Genomic DNA, 21,719 nt, shown 5'->3' on the forward strand with positions numbered 1-21,719 from the left:
CGGCGGTGATGGCGGCGACGGCGGGCGGGGCGGGTGGCTGTCCGGCCCAGGCGGGGCTGCTGGGCAAGGTGGGACCGGCAGTACGGGAATCGCCACGCTCACCGCCCCCGTCCCGGGCCCGACCAGCTACGCCTTCCCCATCAAGAACAACACCGCCGGGACGGCCCTCATCACGATAGGCACGGCTAGCGGCTCTCTCGCAGTGACTCCTACGAGCGCGACACTGGCCCCGGGCGCCAGCGTCATCGCAACCGTCGCGCTGTCGACGTCGTCAACCGGCGGCTCCGTGATTGTCAAGTCCCCCACTGTCTTCGGCACGGCCGGAAACGCCGGCAATACCGGCGCCAGCGGATGGTTCTAGGTCCGGCCAAGAGCTCCCCAGCCCGCCGTTTCCGAATCACGCGGTACGCACGTCGAAATCGGCAAGCCTTGGCTGCCGCAACAGCTCGCGGTGAGTCTGCGGTGTCCATGGGAACAGCTCCGGTAGGCCGTCCTTACCCAAGTACCAACTGCTGCAACCGGTAACCCAAACCGTCTGCGGCATAGCGGCTTTCATGTCCTCGTTGTAGTGCTTGGTGGCGGCTTCGGTCGGTGCGGCGGCGCTGATGCGGCCGGCACGAAGCTGCTCGATCCACCACATCGCGTAGTCAGCCTGGTCTTCGGCCACGGGCACCAGCGACTGATTTCCGATCGGCGAGTGCGGGCCCATCAATATGAACAGGTTGGGAAATCCCGGGACCGCGACAGAGCGGTATGCCATTGGGCCGTCGGCCCACGCCTCATCCAGCGTGCGGCCTCCCTCGCCGACCACCTCCATCGGTCGCACGTAGGCCCGGGCATCAAAGCCGGTGGCATAGACCAGTAGGTCGAGTTCGTGCAAGGTCCCGTCGGCGGTGACAACGCCGCGGGGCTCGATGTGGTCGATCGTGTCGGCGATCACCTCGACCCCGGGCTGCTGCACGGAACGGTAGAAGCGGCCGGCGATGACCAACCGCTTGCACATCGGCTGATACGTCGGCGTGAGCTTGGCCCGCAACTGCGGATCACGTACCGAAAGCCGTAAGTTCCAGCGGCACAGCATCGTGGCCAGATCGCGGGCGAAGCCCGGCCGGATCGGCGCGCGACCGAAGAGCTCGCTGACGTACCAGCCCCAGAAGCGGTAGGGCAGCGCGTTCAGCCGCGGCCAGCGGCGCAGCGCTGCCTTGGTCAACGCCGAGTAGCGGGGATTGGGCGCGGGCGCAACCCACTGCGCGGTGCGCTGAAAAACCTTCAGCCCACGCACTTTACCCCCCAGCTCCGCGGTGATCTGGACCCCTGTCGAACCCGTGCCTATCAGCCCGATCCGCTTGTCCGGCAAAGAAACACGATGATCCCAGCGCGACGAATGGAACGACGGCCCGGCGAACGTGCCGCGGCCAGGAATATCCGGGTAACGAGGCACCCGCAAAAATCCGGTCGCGGTGACCAGGACGTCGAACGTTTCCGCACCGGCCGCGGTGGTGACCCGCCAGTGCCCATTGTCGTATTGCGCACTGATCGCGTCGGTGCCGAACCGGATGTGAGGCCGGATGGCCCGTTCGTCGGCGACCTCCCGAAAATACTCCTGTATCTCCGCACCCGGCGGCAGCCAGCGCGACCAGTTCGGGTTGGGCCGAAACGAATAGGAGTAGTAGCGCGAGGGCACATCGCACGTCAGCCCAGGATAGGTGTTGTCGCGCCACGTGCCGCCGACGTCGTCGGCTTTTTCGAATATGGTGAAGGAGTCGATGCCCGCTTCCTGCAGCTTGATCGCCATGCACATGCCCGACATTCCGGCACCGATGATCGCCACCCTCACCGGACGCTGCTGTGTCATGCCAACCACCCGACCCTTCGCTGACCTGCACGCTACGCCGATCTTGGCGGCGTAGCGTGCAGGTCGCGGTCAACTAGTCGGCCGTGACTGGCTTGGAGCCGGAAAACCGTTGCTGCATCGCGGTAGGCCGTGACGATCTTGGCCGTCCCGGAACGGGTATACATCGGCCTCCTGCGAGGTGAAGTGTCCGGCGCATCGAGTAGGGGCACTAGAGTAGGCGGCTACTCGAATTTCTCGGGTGTTTGTAAACCCCTTCCCCGCACTGCGCATGTCGCCGGCCAGCCGCCACCTCGTGATGGCTCAGCGGGCCACTATCGAGGCGACCCGAGCCGCCACCTCGGCGGCCGCCGATAGCGGTGCGCCGTCCGTTGCCGGCTGGTAACGATCGGCCACCGGGTCGTAGCCGGCGCCGGCGATCGAGCCGTGATCGGCCGCCAATTCCACCAACTCCACCGGCCAGCCGATCCGTTCGAGCGACGCGGCGAAAACCCGGCTGACGCCCACCGGCACCACATCGTCTGCCAGGCCGTGCAACAACGTGACTGGCGTACCGACGTGGTCGGCGGACAACCGGCCGACGACGAGCCGGCCCGAAATCGGATCCGGGGCTGTGAAGGCACCAGCTAAGCAAACAGTACGTGCCAGAACAACATTGAAGTGCGCGGCATCGAGGGTGAGGGTCGCCGCGGCCGCGCCCCCTAACGACCACCCGACGAGCACAATGTCAGCACCACTGACACGTTGCCGGGTGTATTCCAGCGAACCCAGCAGATCCGCGCGCCCGCCGTCGTCGGCATGGGAATTCCAGTCCGGCACCACGACGGCGACGCCGCGACCGGCCAGCAACCCGGCGAGCGGCCGGACGGCGGCCCGGGCATCGGTCTGCATGCCGTGCCACAGCAGGATCGTCGGGCGAGCCGCATGGCCGAATACATCGGCCCGGCGCCCCGGGGCGTACTCCACCGTCCGCACAGACCGGGTGTGCCCGAACGGTTCGGATTCAAACCACATCAGTCACAAGGGCATCTGTGTCGGCGACCATCCATGAATCCCCAACGCGATAGCACCTGCGCTAGCACGCCGATTGATCCGGCACGGATCACGTACCGTGAGCCCATGGCCCGATCCCGCGACACCGATGCGTGCCCGGGCGCGCTACAGGTGCACCAGGCCGCCGACGGCGCGCTGGTACGGGTTCGGTTGCCCGGTGGCCGCATTGCCGCGGCGCAACTGGGCATGCTGGCCGCGGCGTCAACCCGTTTCGGCTCGGGAACGCTGGAGCTGACATCGCGCGGCAATGTGCAGTTGCGCGGCATCACCGAGGTGGCAACGGTCGCCGCGGCGATCGCCGCGGCGGGCCTGTTGCCGTCGGCGACGCATGAACGGGTCCGCAATATCGTCGCCTCACCACTATCGGGGCGAGCGGGTGGAAACACCGACATCCGGAACTGGGTCGACGAGCTGGACGCCGCGATCTGCGCCGAGCCCCAGCTCGCCGGCCTGGGTGGCCGGTTCTGGTTCAGCATTGACGACGGCCGCGGCGACGTCTCGGGTCTGGCCGCCGACGTCGGTGTGCACGTCTATGACGACGGCTGCACCCTGACGCTGGCCGGCCGAGACACCGGGACGCGGGTCAGCGATGTCGCCGCGACACTGATCCAAATGGCGCTACGGTTCATCGAGGTACGTGGAAAATATTGGCGCGTAACGGAATTGAGTGACCTCGACGTCCTGTTGCCCGGCATGCAACCGGGTGCGGCCTTCCCGCCCGCCACCATGCCCCCCGTGGGCTGGATAGCCCAGGACGACGGCCGCGTCACCATGGGCGCCGCCGTCCCGCTTGGGGTCTTGCCCGCCCGGATCGCCGAGTACGTGGCCGCGATCGAGGCCCCCCTGGTGGTCACGCCGTGGCGATCCTTGCTGATCTGCGATCTTGACGAGGCCGTTGCCGACACCGTGCTGCGGGTGCTGGCGCCGCTAGGCCTGGTGTTCGACGAGAATTCGCCGTGGCTTCGGGTCAGCGCGTGCACCGGCAGCCCCGGCTGTGCCCGCTCGGTCGCCGACGTCCGGGCCGACGCGGCCCGCGCGCTGGACGTGGACACCGTCGTGCACCGGCATTTCGTCGGCTGCGAACGGGCTTGCGGCGGCCCGCTGGCCGGCGCGGTGCTGGTGGCCACCGGGGACGGATACCGAGCGCTTCGAAACCGCGACGTCTTAGGGTGAGCGAGTGCTCGACTACATCCGCGACGCGGCCGAGATCTACCGTCGGTCGTTCGCGACCATCCGCGCCGAAGCCGATCTGGACCGATTTCCCCCCGACGTGGCGCGCGTGGTGGTCCGATTGATCCACACCTGCGGGCAGGTCGACGTCGCCGAGCACGTGGCCTACACCGACGACGTGGTGGCCCGGGTCCGGGCCGCCCTTCGGAATGGCGCGCCGGTGCTCTGCGATTCCTCGATGGTGGCCGCCGGGGTCACCACCGCGCGGCTGCCTGCGAACAACCAGGTGGTGTCCCTCGTTGGGGATCCGGGGGCAGCCGAGCTGGCCGCGCGACGGCAGACCACCCGCTCGGCGGCCGGTGTGGAGCTATGGGCCGACCGGCTGGCCGGCGCCGTCATGGCAATCGGCAACGCACCCACTGCCCTGTTCCGGTTGCTGGAATTGCTCGACGACGGGGTCCCGGCGCCGGTGGCGGTGCTGGGCGGGCCGGTCGGCTTCGTCGGTTCCGCCCAGTCCAAACAGGAACTCATCGAGCGACCACGCGGCATGTCGTATCTGCTGGTACGAGGCCGCCGCGGCGGCAGCGCCATGGCCGCCGCGGCCGTCAACGCGATAGCCACCGATAGCGAATGACGCGCCGCGGCACGTTGTGGGGGGTTGGGCTGGGGCCCGGCGACCCGGAATTGGTGACGGTCAAGGCCGCCCGGGTGATCGGCGAGGCCGATGTGGTGGCGTATCACAGCGCCCGCCATGGCCGCAGCATCGCCCGCGGTATCGCCGAGCCGTATCTGCGAGCGGGACAGATCGAAGAGCACCTGGTGTATCCGGTGACCACCGAGACCACGGGACATCCCGGCGGTTATGCCGGCGCGCTGGAGGACTTCTACGTGCAGGCCACCGAACGCATCGCCGCCCACCTCGACGCCGGGCGCAACGTGGCGCTGCTCGCCGAGGGCGACCCGCTGTTCTACAGCTCGTACATGCATTTGCACACTCGGCTGACGCGGCGGTTCAATGCCGTGATCGTTCCGGGGGTCACGTCGGTGAGCGCCGCCTCGGCGGCCATCGCGACACCGCTGGTGGCCGGCGACGAGGTGCTGGCGGTGCTGCCCGGCACGTTGCCGGTTGCTGAATTGACCCGCCGGCTCGCTGACGCCGACGCCGCCGTCGTGCTCAAGCTGGGCCGTTCGTATCATGCTGTGCGGGAAGCACTTTCGGAATCCGGCCGACTTGGCGACGCGTTCTACGTGGAGCGGGCCAGCACCGCGGGGCAACGGGTGTTGCCGGCCGCCGACGTCGACGAGGCCACCGTGCCGTACTTCTCGCTGGCCATGCTCCCGGGGGGCCGGCGACGCGCGTCGGTCGTCGGTTCGGTCGCGGTGGTGGGCCTTGGCCCCGGCGACATGGACTGGATGACGCCGCAGAGCCGGCGCGAACTGGCATGCGCGACCGACCTGATCGGCTATCACACCTACCTGAACCGCATTCCCGTACGTGACGGGCAGCGGCGCCATCCCAGCGACAACGCCGACGAGCCCGCCCGCGCCCGGCTGGCCTGCTCGCTGGCCGAACAGGGGCACGCTGTGGCGGTGGTGTCGTCGGGTGATCCGGGCGTGTTCGCCATGGCCACCGCCGTGCTGGAAGAGGCGAAGCAGTGGCCGTACCTGCAGATCCGGGTGATTCCGGCGATGACCGCCGCCCAGGCGGTGGCCAGCCGGGTCGGGGCTCCGCTGGGCCACGACTATGCGGTGATCTCGCTGTCCGACCGGCTCAAGCCGTGGGACGTGATCGCCGCCCGGCTTACCGCCGCGGCCGCCGCCGATCTGGTGCTGGCGATCTACAACCCCGCCTCAAAGACGCGCATCTGGCAGGTCGGCGCGATGCGGGACTTGCTGCTCGAACATCGCGAGCCGGGCACGCCGGTGGTGGTCGGCCGCGACGTGTCGGGCCCTGAGGAAGATGTTCGGGTGGTGCGACTGGCTGACCTGAACCCTGCCGATATCGACATGCGCTGCCTGCTGATCATCGGCTCGTCCCAAACCCAGTGGTACTCAACCGATTCCGGTGACCGGGTATTCACACCGCGGCGCTACCCGACCTGAAGCTCGCTACGGCGCGGCCGTCGGCTCGCCCGTCCCCGCGACACTGCAGTCGGATGCCCGACGCGCCGATGGCGGGCGCAGTGACTGCGGTCTCGATGACCAACTACGGCGCGGTCCGCTCACCTACTGTCCCGCTGGGCGGGTTGGCGTGATCAGCGCCCACCGGCTTAGGGGTCGCGTCTACGGGCTCGCCTAACAGTAGGGAACGAACCAGACGGCGCGGGCCGAACGGCCGCAGCATGTAGCTGGCCGGACGTGTGCGCACCCGTTGCGGCCACCAGAACCAGCGCCCGAGCAGGGCCGCGATCGATGGCGTCATCAGTGAGCGCACGACCAAGGTGTCGAACAACAGGCCCAGGCCGATGGTGCTGCCGGCCTGGCCGATGGAGCGCAGGTCACTGGCGACCATCGACATCATGGTGAAGGCGAACACCAGGCCCGCGGCGGTGACTACGCCGCCCGTTTCGCCCATCGACCGGATGATGCCGGTCCGCAGCCCGGCGCCGATTTCCTCCTGGAAACGCGAGACGAGCAGCAGGTTGTAGTCGGATCCGACGGCCAGCAGGATGATCAATCCGAACACCGGCGCGATCCAGTTCAGCTCCAGGCCGAGGATATGTTGCCACACCAGTACGGACAGCCCGAAGGCCGCGCCCAGCGAGAGCAAGACCGTGCCGACGATCACCAGCGAGGCGACCAAGGCCCGGGTGATGATCACCATGACCACGAATATCAGTGTGAGAGCGGCGATTCCGACGATCATGAGGTCGTATTTCGAGCCGGTCTGGATGTCGTAGTACACCGCCGCCGTGCCGGTCAGATAGAACTTGGCGTTGGTCAGCGGTGTGCCCTTCACGGCTTCGTGCGCAGCGTTGAGTTCCGGCTTGACGCCGGCAATCCCTTTGGGAGTTGCCGGGTCTGCGTCATGGGTGATGATGAACCGCGCGGCCTTACCGTCCGGGGACAGGAAGAGCTTCAGACCGCGTTGGAAGTCGGGATTGTCGAACGCTTCCGGCGGCAGATAGAAATAGTCGTCGGACTTCGAGGAGTCGAATGCCTGGCCCATCGCGCTCGCGGTGTCGGTCATCCGAGACATTTGGCCGACCAGACCCTCGAAGCTGCTGTGCAAGGTCAGCAGCGTCCCCTGCATGGATCGCGCGACATCGATAATCGGCGGGAACTCGGCGAGCATGCGGGGCAGTAACGCGTCGACATTGTTCATGTCCTTGAGCAGCGTGTGCATGTTCTCGCTGAACTTGTCCACCCCGTCGATCGCCTCGAATACCGACTTCGTCGCCCAACACACGGGAATGTTGAAGCAGTGCTGCTCCCAATACAAATAACCGCGGAGCGGCCGCGCGAAATCGTCGAAGTCGGCTAAGTGGTCTCGCATCTCGTCCAGCGTGGCCTTCATGTCGTTCATATCGCCGACCATGCGATGAGTCGTATTGCTCAGCTGCCCGAGCAAGCCATACATCCGTTCCATCGAGCCGACCATGACGCCAAGGTCGTCGCTCATCTTGAGCATATCGCCCATCCGGTCCCTCATGAATTGCAGATTCTCTTGGATCGGAATGGCCTGCATACTGATTTGAAATGGGATCGACGTGTGCTCGATCGGACTGCCCAGCGGCCTGGTAATGCTTTGTATCCGCTCGATACCGGGCGTACGGAAGATGTTCTTGGCAATACGGTCCAATATGATCATGTCGCTCGAATTCCGCATGTCGTGGTCGGCCTCGACCATGAGAATGTCGGGATTCATTCTGGAGGGGCTGAAATGGCGCTCGGCCGCGGTGTAGCCGATGTTCGACGGCAGGTGGGGAGGTATGTAGTAGCGATCGTTGTAGCTGATTTTCATGCCCGGCACCACCAGAAGGCCCACGAGCGCGATGAGCAGCGAAGCCACGAAGATCGGACCGGGCCAGCGGACGGTGGCGGTGCCGATCCGGCGCCACCCGCGGGTCTTGATCATCCGCTTGGGATCGAGCAGACCGAACCGGCTGGCCACCACGACGACCGCCGGCGCCACCGTCAACGCACCCGCGATCACGATCAGCAAGCCCAGCGCGGACGGAATGCCCAGCGCCTTGAAATAGGCCAGCCGCGCGAAATGCAGGCAGAAACTCGCCCCGGCAATGGTCAGCCCAGAGCCCAAGATGACGTGATACGTCCCGCGAAACATCGTGTAATAGGCCGTTTCCCGATCTTGTCCGGCCTGACGCGCCTCCTGATAACGTCCGATGAGGAATATCGCGTAATCGGTTCCCGCCGCAATGGCCAGGGACGACAACATGGCGACCACGAACGTCGAAAACCCCAGCAGGTCGTTGTATCCGAGAATCGCAATGACTCCCCTGGCGGTGAGCATCTCGAGGAAAACCATGAAGAGCACCAATAGCACGGTGCTGATGGAGCGATAGACAATCGCCAGCATGATCATGATGACCACGCCGGTCACGCCCATCATCTTGAACATGCTCTTGTCGGCGGCCTCGGTCATGTCGGTAGTGAGCGCTGCCGGGCCGGTGACGTAGGCCTTGATTCCCGCGGGCGGGTGCGACTCGTCGACGATTTTGCGAACCGCGTCGACGGACTCGTTGCCCAGCGTGCTGCCCTGGTCGCCGGCCGTATTGATCTGCGCATACGCGGCCTTGCCGTCAGTGCTTTGAGCACCAGCGGCGGTGACGGGGTCTCCCCACAAGTCCTGCAGATGCTGCACGTGTTTGTGGTCGGCCTGGAGCTTTTTCACCAGACCGTCGTAATAACGATGGGCTTCGTCGCCGAGCGGTTTATCGCTTTCCAGGACGAGCATCGCAATGCTGTCGGATTCGAATTCCTGGAACTTCTTGCCCATGTGTTTGGCGGCGATCATCGCCGGCGCATCCTGCGGCGACATGGTCACCGCGTGGGATCTCGCGACGAATTCGATCCACGGGACCAGAACGTTCACGGCGATCGTCAGCGCCAGCCAGGCGACGATGATCGGGACTGCGAACGTGCGGACCGCCCGCATGAATCTCGGGCGAGTGTCGTCGTCGGGGTTCATGCGGCCTTCACCAAACAGAACGTCTGGGCGTGGTGCCCACTGGACGATTGTTCGTCCTTGACGGCACCGTTGACGGTGATGCGGCACCCGATGCTGTCGCTATTGCCCTGCGCCACAACGTTGGCGATCACGGCCGGTAGCGTCGTCGTCATCGTGTACGTCCAGGGCAGGCTGGTGAAGCTGGCTTGTTCGGGCCGGGTCTCCTTGTTCAGATAGCTCACCGTTCCGGCAGTGCCGGCGGGCCCGAAGACCTCATAGGTCACGTGCTTGGTGTTGATCGACTCGATCACGCCGGAGTTGCTGCCCGTCCACGAAAAGATCGGATCGGAGCCGAAAACGCCGCGGAGCCTGTCCACGGCGATGCCACCGGCGGTAAGCGCGACGACCACAACGATCGGTATCCAACCTCGTTTGAGAAAGGTGAGCACCGAAGTTCCCCTCCACTCATCGCCATGCCGGTTGGTACGTAGTCCACGCCGTGGCCGCCGCGTGGACTAGGGCCGTTGGACCCGGGCGGCGGTGGTCGTTGGACACCCGGACTGCGGTTGCATGACCACTTTATACCATACCCCCCACCGTATTTTCCGTCTCGCGCGGCAAGCGTCGGACGCGCCGCCGGTGCTGGTTACCTCGGTCGCCGGCGACTAAACCCCCAGCCCCCCGTCGAGGTGGTGCTGCCATCCGCGGAAGCGGTTGCCCGCGAGCGATATCGCCAGGAAATTACGCGAGAACTGCGGCAACGCACCTGGCCGCATCCGCAACCAGTGCCTCGCTCCATTCGGCGTCATACCCGGCGGAGGCACGATCGGACACGATCGCCACCACGTGAGACACGCCTGCCGGAGACCACACCACTGCCACATCGTTGGCCCGGCCATAGTCACCTGAACCGGTCTTGTCGATGACCTTCCAGTCGGCGGGAAAGCCGGCCCTGATCCGGTGGGCGCCCGTGGTGTTGCGTGCCATCCAGTCGGTCAGCATCGCGCGCTTGTCGGGCGGCAACGCATCCCCGAGAACGACCTGCTGATAGTCCAGCGCGATCGCGTGCGCGGTGGTGGTGTCCCGCTCGTCGCCAGGAGGATCGCGGTTCAGCTCCGGTTCCTGCTGGTCCAAGCGACTCACCGAGTCGCCTAGGCCACGCAGGTAACCGGTGAACCCCGAGGTGCCGCCGACCTCGGCCAGCAGCAGGTTGGCGGCCGTGCCGTCGCTGTAACGGATTGCGGCGTCACAGAGTTCGCCGACGCTCATCCCGGTGGCGGCATGCTGCTCGGTGATCGGCGAGGTCGATCTGATGTCGGTGCTGGTGTAGGTGACCACCTTGTCGAGGTGGCTCAGCGGGTACTGGTACAACACCGCCGCGACGAGCAGCGCCTTAAAGGTGGAGCAGAAGGCGAACCGCTCATCGGCGCGGTAGGCGATTGCCGACGTCGTGCCGGTTGCCGGCACGTATACGCCCAGCCGGGCCGCATATCGGTGTTCGAGTTCGGCGAAGCGATTCTGCAGATCCGGTGCCGGTGACGGCGCGGTCGAGGCCGGGTGAGCGCCGCCGCTGCGGGCACATCCGGCGAGCGAAGCACACGTGGCCATCGCCAACAGCAGCTCACGACGAGATACGGCTGGCAAGTGCGGGCCTGGGGTGCGCATCGCGAAAGTCTGCCACGGCTGCGCGCGGCGCGTCGTGGGCGTCACGCCGACTCGGCCTTCGTTTTCGGTCTTTGCGTCCGAAGCAGCCATGCGCAACGATGCAGGCATGCGGTGTGACGTTGCCCGTGAAGAGCTATCGGCGCGATTGGACGGTGAGCGTCCGCAGATGCTGGCCCAGCAGGTCGATGCCCATCTGGAATCGTGCCGCCGCTGCCGCGCCTGGCTCATCGGTGCGGCGGCACAGAGTCGCCGGTTCGCCGCCGTCGACGCCCGCCGTGGACCGGACCTGGCCGAACGAATACTGGCCAGCGCCGGCGTTGCGCCCGCGCCTCGCTTTCGCCGGTGGCTGCATATTGTGGGCCCGCGTCACTGGCAGTGGTGCCTGATCGGGGTGGGCGTTTTCCAGATTGCGCTCGCGGCTGCACAGATCAGCGGCATCGATTTCGGCATCATGCCTCGCCACCAGCCCGGCGCGATGATGCACGGCCAGCACCTGTTGCACGAGTCCACCGCCTGGTTGCTGGCGCTGGGACTGGCCATGATCGTGGCCGCCGTGTGGAGTAGCGCGGCGCTGGGTGTGGCCGCCATTGCGGGTACCTACTCACTGGCGCTGCTGGGTTACGTGGCCGTCGACGCCTGGCGCGGCGAGGTGACGGCGGCACGCATTGCCAGCCACGTGCCCGTGCTTGCGGGCACGGTGTTCGCGTTGCTGGTGGCGCGAGACCGTACCGGGGCGGCGGCGTCACAGCCGACCGAGACCGAACCCGCGCCCACTGTCCGGCCCGCGGCGCTGGCGCACAGTCGGCGCCACGGGCATCTGCGGCCGGTCAACCGTTTCACGACATCTACGACAGCCGGTCGTATGCACGGCGAGCGTTGCCGTTTAAGGTGGATGCCCATGACCGCGGCAACCGACGACGAGGCCGTCACCGAACTGGCCTTGGCGGCTGCGACCGGCAACGCGCGCGCGCTCGAGGCGTTCATCAAAGCCACGCAGCAAGATGTGTGGCGGTTTGTGACCTACCTGTCGGATGCGGGCAGCGCCGATGATCTGACCCAGGAAACTTTCCTGCGCGCGATCGGCTCCATTCACCGGTTCTCGGGGCGCTCCAGCGCCCGCACCTGGTTGCTGTCGATCGCACGACGCGTGGTGGCCGATCACATCCGCTATCTGCGGTCGCGGCCCCGGAGCGCACCCGGCGCCGATCCGGAACGTCTGCTCGACGGCCACGTTCATGCTCGTGGTTTTGAGGAGCTGGTCGAAGTGACCACGATGATCGCCCAACTCACCGCCGATCAGCGCGAGGCGCTGTTGCTCACACAGTTGCTCGGGTTGTCCTATGCCGACGCCGCGGCGGTGTGCGGCTGCCCGGTCGGCACCATCCGATCCCGAGTCGCTCGGGCGCGCGATGCGCTGCTGGCCGACACCGAACGCGACGAACTGACCGGCTAGTTCAGTCTGGCGACCCAGGCGGCGGCTTCCGCCACGGTGCCGACGGTCGCGACGCCGGCGGGAAGCGGCGGGCGTGCCACCATCACTACCGGAATGCCAAGTGCCGCAGCGGCATCCAGTTTGGCCCGGGTCATGTCGCCGCCGCTGTTCTTGGTGACCACCGCGTCGATGTCGTGCTCGCGCAGCAGCGCGAGTTCGTCGTCGTAACCATACGGGCCACGCGATAGCACCACCTGGTGACGACGCGGCAACACGGTGTCGTCGGGTGCGGTGACCACACGGATCAAAAACCACGCGGCACTGCCCGCGAAAGCCTTGACACCCGAGCGGCCCGTGGTCAGGAAAATACGCTGAAAGCGTTGCTGCTCAACGGCTTCGGCAGCCTGGGTATCCGACGCCACGACGATCGCGTCGCCCGGATCCCACGGCGGGCGGGCCAGCATCAGATAAGGCTTGTTCAGTTCACCGCAGACCTGCGCGGCGTGCGCGGTGATGGTGGCGGCGAACGGGTGGGTGGCGTCGACGACGGCGTCGATGTGTTCGGCGACCAGCCAGCGCCGCAGGCCGTCGACGCCACCGAACCCGCCGATTCGCACCGGGCCGACCGGCAACGCAGGGTCGGGCACCCGGCCAGCCAGCGAGCTGATGATGTCGACGTGCGGATGCAGGCTTGCGGCCAACGCGCGTCCCTCGGCGGTGCCGCCGAGCAGTAGCAGTCGCGTCAATGCGCCTCCCGGCGTGCGGTCGAGTACAGGTAGCTGTCGGTGAAGCCGTCAGCGGCCAGCACGTCGCCGACGATGATGACGGCGGTTTTGGTGATGCTTGCGTCGTGCATCTGTGCGGCGACGCCGGCCAGCGTGCCGCGCAGCACACACTGCTGTGGCCAGCTTGCGAAAGCGACGACGGCGGTTGGCGTTTCGGGGCGGTAGCCGCCGGATAGCAGCTGCGGAACGATGGCGTCGATCTGCGCGGCGGCCAGGTGTAAGACCAGGGTGGCGCCGGACTTGGCCAGGGTGGCCAGGTCTTCCCCGGGCGGCATAGGTGTGGACAGGGTCGCGATTCGGCTCAACGTTACCGTCTGAGCCACTCCGGGTACGGTGAGCTCGCGTTTCAAGGCGGCGGCGGCAGCCGCGAAAGCCGGTACCCCCGGCACGATTTCGTAGCCGATACCCAGCGCGTCCAGGCGGCGGCATTGTTCGGCGAGCGCGCTGTAGAGCGACGGGTCGCCCGAGTGCAGCCGGGCCACGTCGTGGCCGGCCGCGTCGGCGGTGGCGAGTTCAGCCACGATCTGTTCGAGCGTCATTGGTCCGGTGTCGACAATCTTCGTGTCCGGCGAGCAGTGTGCGAGCAGGTCTTTCGGCATGATGGAGCCCGCGTACAGACACACCGGGCACCGTTCGAGGAGCCGCTGACCGCGGACGGTGATCAGATCCGCGGCGCCCGGTCCGGCTCCGATGAAGTAGACCGTCACGGCTTGGTCACCTTGGTCACCTTGGTCACCGTCCATTGCGTCACCGGCCGCTGCGGGTGCCAGCCGGTAAAGCCGCCCAGCGGCTCGCCGCGGTAGTGCTGGAAGCGCCGCAATTCACCGCCGTATTGCGAATTAGCCTGGACTAATAGGGATTCCGATTCGATGGTGACCGCGTTGGCGACCAGGCGGCCGTCGGTCGGCAGGTTGTCCAGGCAGGCGTCCAGGAGGCCGGGCCGGGTCAGGCCGCCGCCTATGAAGATGGCCGCCGGCGTTGGGGCGCCCTCGAACTGGTCGGGCGCTTCAGCACGCACGTCGATGTCGACGCCGAAAGCGGTGGCGTTCCGCTCGATGTTGCGCCGGCGCCGTTCGTCGCGCTCGAACGCCACCGCGGTGCAGCACGGCGCGCTGCGGCACCACTCGACGGCGATGCTGCCCGAGCCCGCGCCGACGTCCCACAACCGCTGTCCCGGCCGCGGCGCGAGTGCGGCCAAGGTAACCGCCCGGATGCCGTGTTTGGTGATTTGACCGTCGTGGACGAATGCGTCGTCGGGCAGTGACGAGGCGCGCTCGTCGGGTAGGTAGCGGATGGCGATCACGTTCAGATCGTCTGTGTCGCTTCCGGTTTCGGTGGCCCACTGTCGCGCGGTGCCGTGTCGGCGGCGTTCATGTGGTCCGTCGAGCTGTTCGAACACGCTGAATTCGGAGTCGCCACGGCCGTTTTCGTTGAGCAGCATGGCCAGCGCCTTGGGGGTGGTTCGGTCTTTCGAAAGGACAATCGCCTGACCGCCGCGGCGTATCGCGGTGTGCGGCGCCGCGGTGACCAGGCTGATCACCTCGGTATCGTGGACGTTCCAGCCCATTCGGGCGCATGCCAATGTCACCGACGACACATGCGGCAACACGGCGACCCTGGCGTTGCCGAACAATCGGATCAGGGTGCCGCCGATGCCGTGCAGCAGCGGGTCGCCGCTGGCCACGACATGAATGTCCGGCCCATCGGCCGGCAGCTCCTGCAGGGCGGGCAGCATCGGCGACGGCCACTCGCGTCTTGCGGTGGTGACCGTGTCGTCGAGCAGGTCGAGCTGCCGTTTAGAACCGTAAATAGCTGTGGCCCTTCGCAATTCGTGTCTTGCGGCGTTCGAGAGGCCGGGCATGCCGTCGGCGCCGATGCCGACAACGATGATCATCGCGGCATCCGGCGCCACACGAACTGCGGGAGCAGCCTCATGGCGAAGAACATCGGGCGCAGTGCCCACGGGACCCAGACGATGCGCCGGCCCTTGGCCAGGGCACGTGCGGTGGCCTCGGCCACTTGCGCCGGGGTGCTGGACAGCGGCGCGGGTGTCATGCCCGACGTCATGCGTCCGATCACGAAACCCGGCCGCACGATCAGCAACCGTACGCCGCTGCCGTGCAGCGCGTCGGCCAAACCGCTGGCAAAGCCGTCCAAGCCCGCCTTGGCCGACCCGTAGACATAGTTGGCGCGACGCACTCGCACCCCGGCCACCGAGGAGAACACCACCAGCGATCCCTGGCCGACCGTTCGCATCGTGGCGGCCAGCTGGGTGAGCAGGCTGATCTGGGCGACGTAATCGGTGTGCACAATGGCGACCGCATGCTCGGCGTCGGTTTCGGCCCGGGCCTGCTCCCCCAGGATGCCGAAGGCCAGCACCGCGGTGCCGATGGGTCCGTGCTCGCCGGTGATCGCGGCGATCAGCGGGCCGTGCGTGGCCAGGTCGTCGGCGTCGAATTCCCTGGTGTGGACGGCTGTTGCCCCGGCCGCCTTGATGGCGGCAACTTGCTCGGCGAGCCGGCCGGCGTCTCTGGCGGCCAATATCACCGGAGCGCCGGGAGCCAGGCGGCGCGCGAGTTCGATGCCGATCTCGCTGCGGCCGCCGAAAATTACCACCGGAGCTGCGCCCGTGTCGTCCACGGCTGCGATTATCACCTGCGCTAGCGTGGGTGGCGATGGCGAAGACCACGACACGGCTCACCGACGACGCGATGGCGTTTCTCACCGAACGCCATCTGGCCATGCTGACCACGCTGCGGGCCGACAATTCGCCGCACGTGGTGGCCGTGGGTTTCACGTTCGATCCCACCACGCATATTGCTCGCGTGATCACCACCGGCGGTTCTCAGAAGGCCGTCAATGCCGAACGCGGCGGCATCGCGGTGTTGAGTCAGGTGGACGGCGCCCGCTGGCTGTCGCTGGAAGGCAAGGCCTCGGTCAACCGGGACATCGACGCTGTGCGAGACGCCGAATTGCGCTACGCCCAGCGCTACCGGACCCCGCGGGCCAATCCGCGGCGGGTGGTCATCGAAGTTCTTGTGGAGCGGGTGCTGGGGTCGTCGTCCTTGCTTGACCGGGTGGGGTAGCCGCGGCGAGCGGGTAGCGCAGCCAGGCGCCGCCAGCGGCTGCGGCGTGCAGCTGGGCGTTCTGGTTTCCCGTTCGCGGTAGGGCGAACTCTGCGTTGACGGCCGCACAGGCTAATTGCGCCTGGTCGAAGCTCACCGGATTTGGCGTCAGCGTCCAGGTGCCCGCGGCGTTGCGGCAGGCCGCGGGGTGCGGGGCGTCGCACGGCGCGGCCACCCAGCGGCCGGTGGGCGCTTGGAGGGTGCAGCTTCCGGCGGTCGGTCGCGGTTCGTCGGGGGCCCAGCTCCACAGCGTGGCCTGGATGCGCCCGTCTTCGGGGAGCAACTGGTCGAAGCCGAACAGGTTGACACCGCAGTCGGTCATCGCCTGCACCTTCGACGGTGTCAGCGCCGCCGGGTCCGCGGGTGGGCGGGTTGGCTTGGTCAGGGCCGACACCAACGTGGAGTCCTCGTAGTAGCGGACGAGCTTTGTGGCGTACACGTCGCTGCCATACGTGGCGTCGCAGGTGGGGTATGGCTGGTAGCCCGACGTCGAGCCGCTCTCCACCTCCGGGCCCTTCCAGGTGAAGACGTCGGCCGACCAGTTCGGTATGCAGGAACTGACGAGCACGACTTGCGCGCCCGCGGCGCGGACGTCATTGCGTGACGTCTGCAGCGGCAGCGGGACACAGCCGTTGGTGGCGCGGCCGGCCGGGTCGGGGTGGTAGATCAAGCTTTGTCCGTCCGGACGGCGGAGGGTGTCTTCAAGTGTGGCCAGTGCCGATGAGTATGCCGTTGCGTCCTGCAGTTCGTCTTCGAGGTAGAGCAGGATGACTTCGTCGGTGTGCCCAGGTGTGTTGAGCCAGTTCTTGATCTGCGGAAGCACTGCGGTCAACGGCGGCTCGTTGGTGCAGCCCAGGTTGCCGTTGTTGGGTGCGAGCCCGTGGCAGACCGTGACTTCCCGCTTACCCAGAAGCTCCAGCCTGGGGAGGTAATGCAGGTCGAGTTCGAGGCCACGGACGTCGATGTCCAACTGCTGGGCCAGCGACAGCTGCTGATTCGAGTCGGCGTGTGAGAGCGTGAACGAGTCGCTGAGGCTGTTGAACGAGTTGTGGGTGCCCAGCCACTGAGCTTGACTGATCGGCAAGGGGTCCGCCAGGGCGTACTGGAATTGCGCCGTGCGGTGCACCCATGACTGCAGGTAGGCATCGCGCGCCGCCTGGGTCACTTTATGGGCCAGCGGGAGTGCGCAGTGTGCGTCCGCGATGCCGACGCGGCGACATTCCGCGGCGACGGCGTCGGCAAACTTGTTGAGCGCCACGCATGGGATCGCGATAGGGCTGATGGCGTCACAGGGTGCGGTGGGCGAGGTTTGCTCCGAGGGGTCGGCGATTACCGGCGCGGCCGTGATGACCGCCAGACTGGTGACGCCAACGACGACCGCTCTGTGCAGCCATCGGGTGCCGGGCATGCGGGCTACTTTGGCACGGCGGCCTGCGGATTTCTAGGGATGTTGTCGAGGTGTTGTAATTGCGGTTTGGGGGTGGGGGTTCGTGAACCAGTCGAGCACCTGCTGGGTAATGCGCCTGCTTGACGGAAATACCCGGTGCGGCCGACAAGCACCCACCTTGCCTAATTTCATTTCGCCCCTATCCAAGACCACGATGACCACGCAGGGGCAGCAGAACTCAAGCTAGTGCTCGGCTATCGTTCCCGAAACAACGGCTTTCCATTCTGATCCAAGCAGGATGCGACGATCTCATCAATTGACACATTCAAAAAGAATGACAATTTGACAAGTTCCGCCGTACCAGTCACTGAATCAGAACTGCTAACAGCGACCGCGGCACCATCGGAAGAGATCAAAGTCAGCCGATCAACCCCTTCAAAGTCCCGGATATCGATATGGAAGTTAGGGGCTAGCTGCTCCGCCAAGACCGGAATTCTTAAACGCGGCAATTCACGCTTCCGTCTAATAGTCTGACAGAATCTGCCAAAAAAGTACTTTTCAATAGTATCCATCGACGGGGCAGCCAAGATGAAGTGTTCCGGACCCATGCGGTCAGAGTCCGTGACGACAAACCAGCCGCGGTCATTCCAGCCAATAAAGAGTCGAATTTCACCCAACGATGCCCAGAATATTGCGCGTCCATCTTCACTGCGGGATCCAGGAGTCAGGGTATATCCAGCAATATTTCCCCATTCCGTAAGCCTCGCGGAGATTTCTATGTGGGCATTCATCGCAATACGCCAATGTCAAGCAATTCTTCCACGTTGAGCGCCCTACCTTCACTGTCGAATATCCGAACCTGTATCGACCCCCCCGGTTGGCCCACGCCAGGTGCTACTTCTGACACTTCGACATGCCAGCCGGTCGGAAGATGATCGAATTCATATGCGTTATACGGCTCACGTAAGCTATTGATATGCAGTGCTCGCGCCTCCCAGGATGCCGGCACACCATCTACCATGATCGCCAGATACTTCCCGTCCACGTTCCCAATCCGGTCGAATTGCCTGCCGTAAAACTTGGTCAATTGATCTGCGTCGGTAAAAGCGATCTTTGTACCCGGCACCGCTCCATCATTTCCCGGGAAATTCATCCACCGATCACCGGTGGGGCTCAGTTTGTTGAAGCGTTGAACGTATTCCTGTTCAGTATAAGCACGCCCTTGAGGATCGCGGCCGAAGGGCGCTTCAGGATCTGCAATAAGCTGCGCAACGGTCTTCTTAATCCCGCTGGGATCAACCGGATCATCAGGAAAATTCCAAGAATCGGACAACGGCTCACCATAGTGCGGATCGGTTGCTTTATCGGGTAACCGATGCCATCCCGGGCCAGAGCGCTCGTGGGAATGCAACGGGTCACCCGGGGCTATTGGCGGCTCTTGCGAGCCACGGTCACCCGGCATGTCACCCGCACTGACGTGGGGCGACGACTCCGGCGGTCGACCGTTAGATGAGATGCCGTCGCTAGCGCAGTGCGGGCTACCGCTACCCGGTCGTGCTAACTCAGTCGGACTAGTAGATTCCGTGAATCGCGGGGCTGATGCCTGCGGCGCCGGGGATGCGGGTGCAGTGGCCGCGGATGCTGGCTTGACGGGCGCTCCCTCTGCTGCCCCTGGGGCGGGTGTGGATTCCGTCAGGCGCGAAGTGGTCGACGGCATTTGGTCACCCCCCGCAGCGGGTGCAGGAGACGGACGAGATCCGACAGGCGTGGCCGGATCATGCAAGCCGGCTGACCCCACGGTCGCGGATCCCTCTGGGGCAGAGCGGGACTCGGCTGGGGCCATGCTGGGCGCGGATTCCGCAGGACGCGGGGCCTCAACCGGTGGCCGCGGTGGCTCTCGCGTCGGTAAGGCTGATGGTTCGCCGCTCGTCTTCGGATCGGTCTTGGGCAGATCCCCGCCGAGGTCCTCCAGTTCGCTGGTCAGCGCCTCGCCGGAGTGGGTGATTTCACCCAGCTGCCCGCTACCACCTGGCGCTCCGACACGCGTAGCGCCGCTACCTTCTTCCCCGGCGACGCCTTCCTCTGGGGCACGCTCGCCCATGCCGAAACGCCGGGCCTCGCCAACCTTGAGAAACGACGTCCCAACGTCAAAGAGGTTCTCTCCCAACCCCAATCCCGGTCGGTCCTTGCTCCAATCGTCGAGGTGCAGCAATCCTTTCCAGGTCTGCGCGGCACCGTCCGGGTCCAGCAGTGCGTATGCCGGGAGGGAACGCACCGCCGTCACATCCAGCCCCTCCCAAGCGGCCGCCGCACCCTCGGGATCGGTGAGAAAGTGTCGTGGACTGAGCTGGTCCATCTCGACGACCGTTGAGAATGCCGCTTTGTAGACACCCTCGGTGACGTTGGTGAAGAAATCGAAGACCGTTGCCAGCGGATTGCCGACTTCGGCACCGAGAAAATGCGTGAGCTCACTGCGCACATAGCGCTCCATCCCGCGCACTAAGCCGTCGGCGACCCCCATTCCGCGCTGCATCGCCTGCTCCTTGGCCTGCGCTTCACGACCAAGGTTGTGCAGCAAGGCCTTGATGTCCTCGGCGATCTCTTTGACCTCTTGCAGCCCATCGCCGTCGAAAATCGACACCACCTCATGCCACAACCCTGACGCCGACCCCAACCGGTCCAAGAGGTCCCGAATGGCGTTTTGCGCGTGGGCCACCTCGTCGGCGAAATTGTCGAGGGTGGCGGCCAACTGTTCACACTGCTTGCCCAGGCTTGCCATTGTGGCGCCAAGTTCGGACAAGACCGGCTGGATCAGAGGCCCTTCTGGAATCTCTTGTCCGGCGATCACCGCCTTCGGAACGTTGAGCCCCTGCTCTGCACCGCCGAGCGCCGCAGCAAGACCCCGCCAACATCCCGCGGCCGCATGCAGTCCCGCGACATCCCCGTTGGGCCACAAATCACCGACAAACAGCTCCACGACCCGCCACAGCATCGGCGGAGGTGGACCTGCACCCAATGTGCCCGGTGGTCCAGGAGCCGAGAACTGCTCCGGATCGTGCGGCGCCGGCAACACACCACTGCCACCACCCAACGTGGACGCCGCTTCAGCCCTGGAATAATTCGACGCGGACAGTTGAATCCTGGCGCCGTTATGACGGCACGCGTTGATCGCCGCCGCAGCAGCCTTTACCAGCGACTTCGCCGCCTCCTGATACGCAAACCCGAACATGTCACCAGCCGCATCTTGACCAGTGTTGGCCCCGAAACCTGCCGTCAACGTGCCCAACGCGGCCACGAGGGCCTCACCCACAGCGGCCACCGTGCTGCCCGCGACGAACATCGCCTCGGGATCAACTGCCAACGGAGCCACGCCGGGATTTTGCCCTATGGCAGGGGTTGTCGCCATTCACCCGCCTTCGACGTCCGGGGGATTTCGGCGTGGTTCACTCAGCGCGAACCAGCACTGGTCGACCGGATGTCATGTAGCGGTCGATCACGTCCTGGCCTACGACCTGGGCTGTAGCAAAGCTTTCGAAAATCGTCGCGCGCGAATATCGAAAGGTGTCATGCCGGTCAATTCACCACCGCCCCAACGGTGTCACGGTCTTGATAGCCGTGAGTCGTCAGGGGTGAACTCAGTGCCGTGCGGCGTCCGACGCGGTGCTGCTGACAACTCACCGGTTCGCCGCCGAAATTGCTGCTGCGGGCGTGTACGGCTTCCGCGGTCGGGCTGCTGGCGCAGGCTGCTCCACAGCGGCACACCCATCAATTCGCCAACAAGCCCTGAATTAAACAGAGCCATAGCCGTTTTCACCTGAGTTGGGTCACTTTGGACATTTTCTGAAGGTTGCAATGCGCTGAGCTGGGGTGATGGTTCGGCTTAGTGCACTCGTTAGGCACTAATTTGTGTCGGTAGGCTCGGCTGGTGGTGTGGATTCGGCGGGTGCGCACGGCTTCGGGTGCGACCGCGGTGCAGATCGCCGAATCGGTGGGCAGTCGCCGCCGGATCGTCCGGCATGTCGGGTCGGCCCGTGATGACGCCGAACTGGGCCTGCTTATGGAGCAGGCCCGGCGACTGCTGGCCGATGACGCCCAAGGTGAGCTGGATCTGGGCATCAC

17 protein-coding genes and 3 pseudogenes are annotated in these 21,719 nt (G+C 65.7%); 8 read left to right on the top strand and 12 right to left on the bottom strand.

What is annotated here, in order from left to right; genetic code table 11:
- Positions 1-361 (top strand): annotated as a pseudogene (locus tag EET13_RS30400) (hypothetical protein); the annotation flags it as partial.
- A gap of 36 nt (positions 362-397) precedes the next feature.
- On the opposite strand, the gene EET13_RS15795 reads toward EET13_RS30400, so the two are convergent.
- Together EET13_RS15795 and EET13_RS15800 are read right to left on the bottom strand one after the other, a co-directional pair.
- Positions 398-1,855 (bottom strand): flavin-containing monooxygenase, encoded by a 1,458-nt coding sequence (locus tag EET13_RS15795; protein WP_122443180.1) that lies wholly within the window; start codon positions 1,853-1,855, stop codon positions 398-400.
- Between the two features lie 300 nt (positions 1,856-2,155).
- The gene (locus EET13_RS15800) at positions 2,156-2,827 is read right to left on the bottom strand and encodes an alpha/beta hydrolase family protein (protein WP_211189080.1); all 672 of its coding nucleotides are present in this window, start codon (positions 2,825-2,827) and stop codon (positions 2,156-2,158) included.
- Between the two features lie 144 nt (positions 2,828-2,971).
- Between EET13_RS15800 and cobG the strand changes: the two genes are divergently transcribed.
- The 3 genes from cobG to EET13_RS15815 are packed head-to-tail and all read left to right on the top strand — an operon-like array spanning position 2,972 to position 6,178.
- Positions 2,972-4,078 (top strand): precorrin-3B synthase, encoded by a 1,107-nt coding sequence (gene cobG / locus EET13_RS15805; RefSeq protein WP_122443182.1) that lies wholly within the window; start codon positions 2,972-2,974, stop codon positions 4,076-4,078.
- Positions 4,079-4,082: 4 nt separating this feature from the next.
- Complete coding sequence (locus EET13_RS15810; RefSeq protein ID WP_122443183.1) at positions 4,083-4,709, top strand: precorrin-8X methylmutase; 627 nt, start codon at positions 4,083-4,085, stop codon at positions 4,707-4,709.
- Positions 4,706-6,178 (top strand): precorrin-2 C(20)-methyltransferase, encoded by a 1,473-nt coding sequence (locus EET13_RS15815; RefSeq protein ID WP_122443184.1) that lies wholly within the window; start codon positions 4,706-4,708, stop codon positions 6,176-6,178. The genes EET13_RS15810 and EET13_RS15815 overlap by 4 nt, the downstream gene beginning before the upstream one ends.
- Before the next feature lie 103 nt (positions 6,179-6,281).
- Here EET13_RS15815 and EET13_RS15820 read toward each other — a convergent pair whose 3' ends face one another.
- The 3 genes from EET13_RS15820 to bla all read right to left on the bottom strand — a co-directional run bounded on the left by EET13_RS15820 (position 6,282) and on the right by bla (position 10,871).
- Positions 6,282-9,227, bottom strand: coding sequence for an MMPL/RND family transporter (locus EET13_RS15820; RefSeq protein ID WP_122443185.1), 2,946 nt, complete (start codon positions 9,225-9,227; stop codon positions 6,282-6,284).
- Positions 9,224-9,655, bottom strand: a complete 432-nt coding sequence (locus EET13_RS15825; RefSeq protein ID WP_122443186.1) for an MmpS family transport accessory protein — start codon at positions 9,653-9,655, stop codon at positions 9,224-9,226. Before EET13_RS15825 ends, EET13_RS15820 begins: the two co-directional genes overlap by 4 nt.
- 292 nt (positions 9,656-9,947) lie before the next feature.
- Positions 9,948-10,871 carry a class A beta-lactamase gene (gene bla / locus EET13_RS15830; protein WP_122443192.1) on the bottom strand — a complete coding sequence of 308 codons (924 nt, stop codon included), beginning with the start codon at positions 10,869-10,871 and terminating at the stop codon, positions 9,948-9,950.
- A gap of 106 nt (positions 10,872-10,977) precedes the next feature.
- On the opposite strand from bla, the pseudogene EET13_RS31545 reads away from it, so the two are divergent.
- Both EET13_RS31545 and sigC read left to right on the top strand, forming a co-directional pair.
- Positions 10,978-11,601, top strand: a pseudogene (locus tag EET13_RS31545) (DUF2275 domain-containing protein); the annotation flags it as partial.
- 168 nt (positions 11,602-11,769) lie between these two features.
- Positions 11,770-12,324: an RNA polymerase sigma factor SigC gene (sigC, locus tag EET13_RS31550; RefSeq protein ID WP_244603935.1), complete on the top strand. Its 555-nt coding sequence runs from the start codon at positions 11,770-11,772 to the stop codon at positions 12,322-12,324.
- Here the strand turns inward: sigC and EET13_RS15840 are convergent.
- Genes EET13_RS15840 through EET13_RS15855 form a run of 4 tightly spaced genes read right to left on the bottom strand, consistent with a single transcriptional unit; the run spans position 12,321 to position 15,728 of the window.
- Complete coding sequence (locus tag EET13_RS15840; protein WP_122443187.1) at positions 12,321-13,049, bottom strand: cobalt-precorrin-6A reductase; 729 nt, start codon at positions 13,047-13,049, stop codon at positions 12,321-12,323. The two genes, sigC and EET13_RS15840, sit on opposite strands and share 4 nt — an antisense overlap.
- Positions 13,046-13,795 carry a precorrin-4 C(11)-methyltransferase gene (gene cobM / locus EET13_RS15845; RefSeq protein WP_122443194.1) on the bottom strand — a complete coding sequence of 250 codons (750 nt, stop codon included), beginning with the start codon at positions 13,793-13,795 and terminating at the stop codon, positions 13,046-13,048. Before cobM ends, EET13_RS15840 begins: the two co-directional genes overlap by 4 nt.
- The gene (cbiE, locus tag EET13_RS15850; protein WP_122443195.1) at positions 13,792-14,982 is read right to left on the bottom strand and encodes a precorrin-6y C5,15-methyltransferase (decarboxylating) subunit CbiE; all 1,191 of its coding nucleotides are present in this window, start codon (positions 14,980-14,982) and stop codon (positions 13,792-13,794) included. The genes cobM and cbiE overlap by 4 nt, the downstream gene beginning before the upstream one ends.
- Positions 14,979-15,728, bottom strand: coding sequence for an SDR family NAD(P)-dependent oxidoreductase (locus tag EET13_RS15855; protein ID WP_122443188.1), 750 nt, complete (start codon positions 15,726-15,728; stop codon positions 14,979-14,981). The genes cbiE and EET13_RS15855 overlap by 4 nt, the downstream gene beginning before the upstream one ends.
- A gap of 29 nt (positions 15,729-15,757) precedes the next feature.
- Between EET13_RS15855 and EET13_RS15860 the strand changes: the two genes are divergently transcribed.
- Positions 15,758-16,174, top strand: a complete 417-nt coding sequence (locus EET13_RS15860; protein ID WP_174719695.1) for a F420-dependent biliverdin reductase — start codon at positions 15,758-15,760, stop codon at positions 16,172-16,174.
- Here the strand turns inward: EET13_RS15860 and EET13_RS15865 are convergent.
- From EET13_RS15865 to EET13_RS15875, 3 genes are all read right to left on the bottom strand, one after another.
- A complete protein-coding gene (locus EET13_RS15865; RefSeq protein WP_122443189.1) occupies positions 16,113-17,621 on the bottom strand; it encodes a phosphoinositide-specific phospholipase C-related protein in 1,509 nt (502 codons plus the stop codon). The genes EET13_RS15860 and EET13_RS15865 overlap by 62 nt on opposite strands.
- Before the next feature lie 233 nt (positions 17,622-17,854).
- Positions 17,855-18,391, bottom strand: a complete 537-nt coding sequence (locus EET13_RS15870) for a TNT antitoxin family protein (RefSeq protein WP_122443190.1) — start codon at positions 18,389-18,391, stop codon at positions 17,855-17,857.
- Positions 18,388-20,886, bottom strand: a complete 2,499-nt coding sequence (locus EET13_RS15875; protein ID WP_425294248.1) for a TNT domain-containing protein — start codon at positions 20,884-20,886, stop codon at positions 18,388-18,390. Before EET13_RS15875 ends, EET13_RS15870 begins: the two co-directional genes overlap by 4 nt.
- A gap of 639 nt (positions 20,887-21,525) precedes the next feature.
- On the opposite strand from EET13_RS15875, the pseudogene EET13_RS15880 reads away from it, so the two are divergent.
- Positions 21,526-21,719: pseudogene (locus EET13_RS15880) on the top strand (IS1634 family transposase); the annotation flags it as partial.

It is taken from the genome of Mycobacterium attenuatum (assembly GCF_900566085.1).
GTDB lineage: Bacteria > Actinomycetota > Actinomycetes > Mycobacteriales > Mycobacteriaceae > Mycobacterium > Mycobacterium attenuatum.

Bases quoted from the DNA above. Each gene is read 5' to 3' on its own strand.
- EET13_RS15815 (WP_122443184.1), top strand. From the start codon at position 4,706: ATGACGCGCCGCGGCACGTTGTGGGGGGTTGGGCTGGGGCCCGGCGAC.
- bla (WP_122443192.1), bottom strand. From the start codon at position 10,871: ATGCGCACCCCAGGCCCGCACTTGCCAGCCGTATCTCGTCGTGAGCTG.
- EET13_RS15870 (WP_122443190.1), bottom strand. From the start codon at position 18,391: ATGAATGCCCACATAGAAATCTCCGCGAGGCTTACGGAATGGGGAAAT.
- EET13_RS15820 (WP_122443185.1), bottom strand. From the start codon at position 9,227: ATGAACCCCGACGACGACACTCGCCCGAGATTCATGCGGGCGGTCCGC.
- EET13_RS15865 (WP_122443189.1), bottom strand. From the start codon at position 17,621: ATGCCCGGCACCCGATGGCTGCACAGAGCGGTCGTCGTTGGCGTCACC.
- sigC (WP_244603935.1), top strand. From the start codon at position 11,770: ATGACCGCGGCAACCGACGACGAGGCCGTCACCGAACTGGCCTTGGCG.
- cbiE (WP_122443195.1), bottom strand. From the start codon at position 14,982: ATGATCATCGTTGTCGGCATCGGCGCCGACGGCATGCCCGGCCTCTCG.
- cobG (WP_122443182.1), top strand. From the start codon at position 2,972: ATGGCCCGATCCCGCGACACCGATGCGTGCCCGGGCGCGCTACAGGTG.
- EET13_RS15795 (WP_122443180.1), bottom strand. From the start codon at position 1,855: ATGACACAGCAGCGTCCGGTGAGGGTGGCGATCATCGGTGCCGGAATG.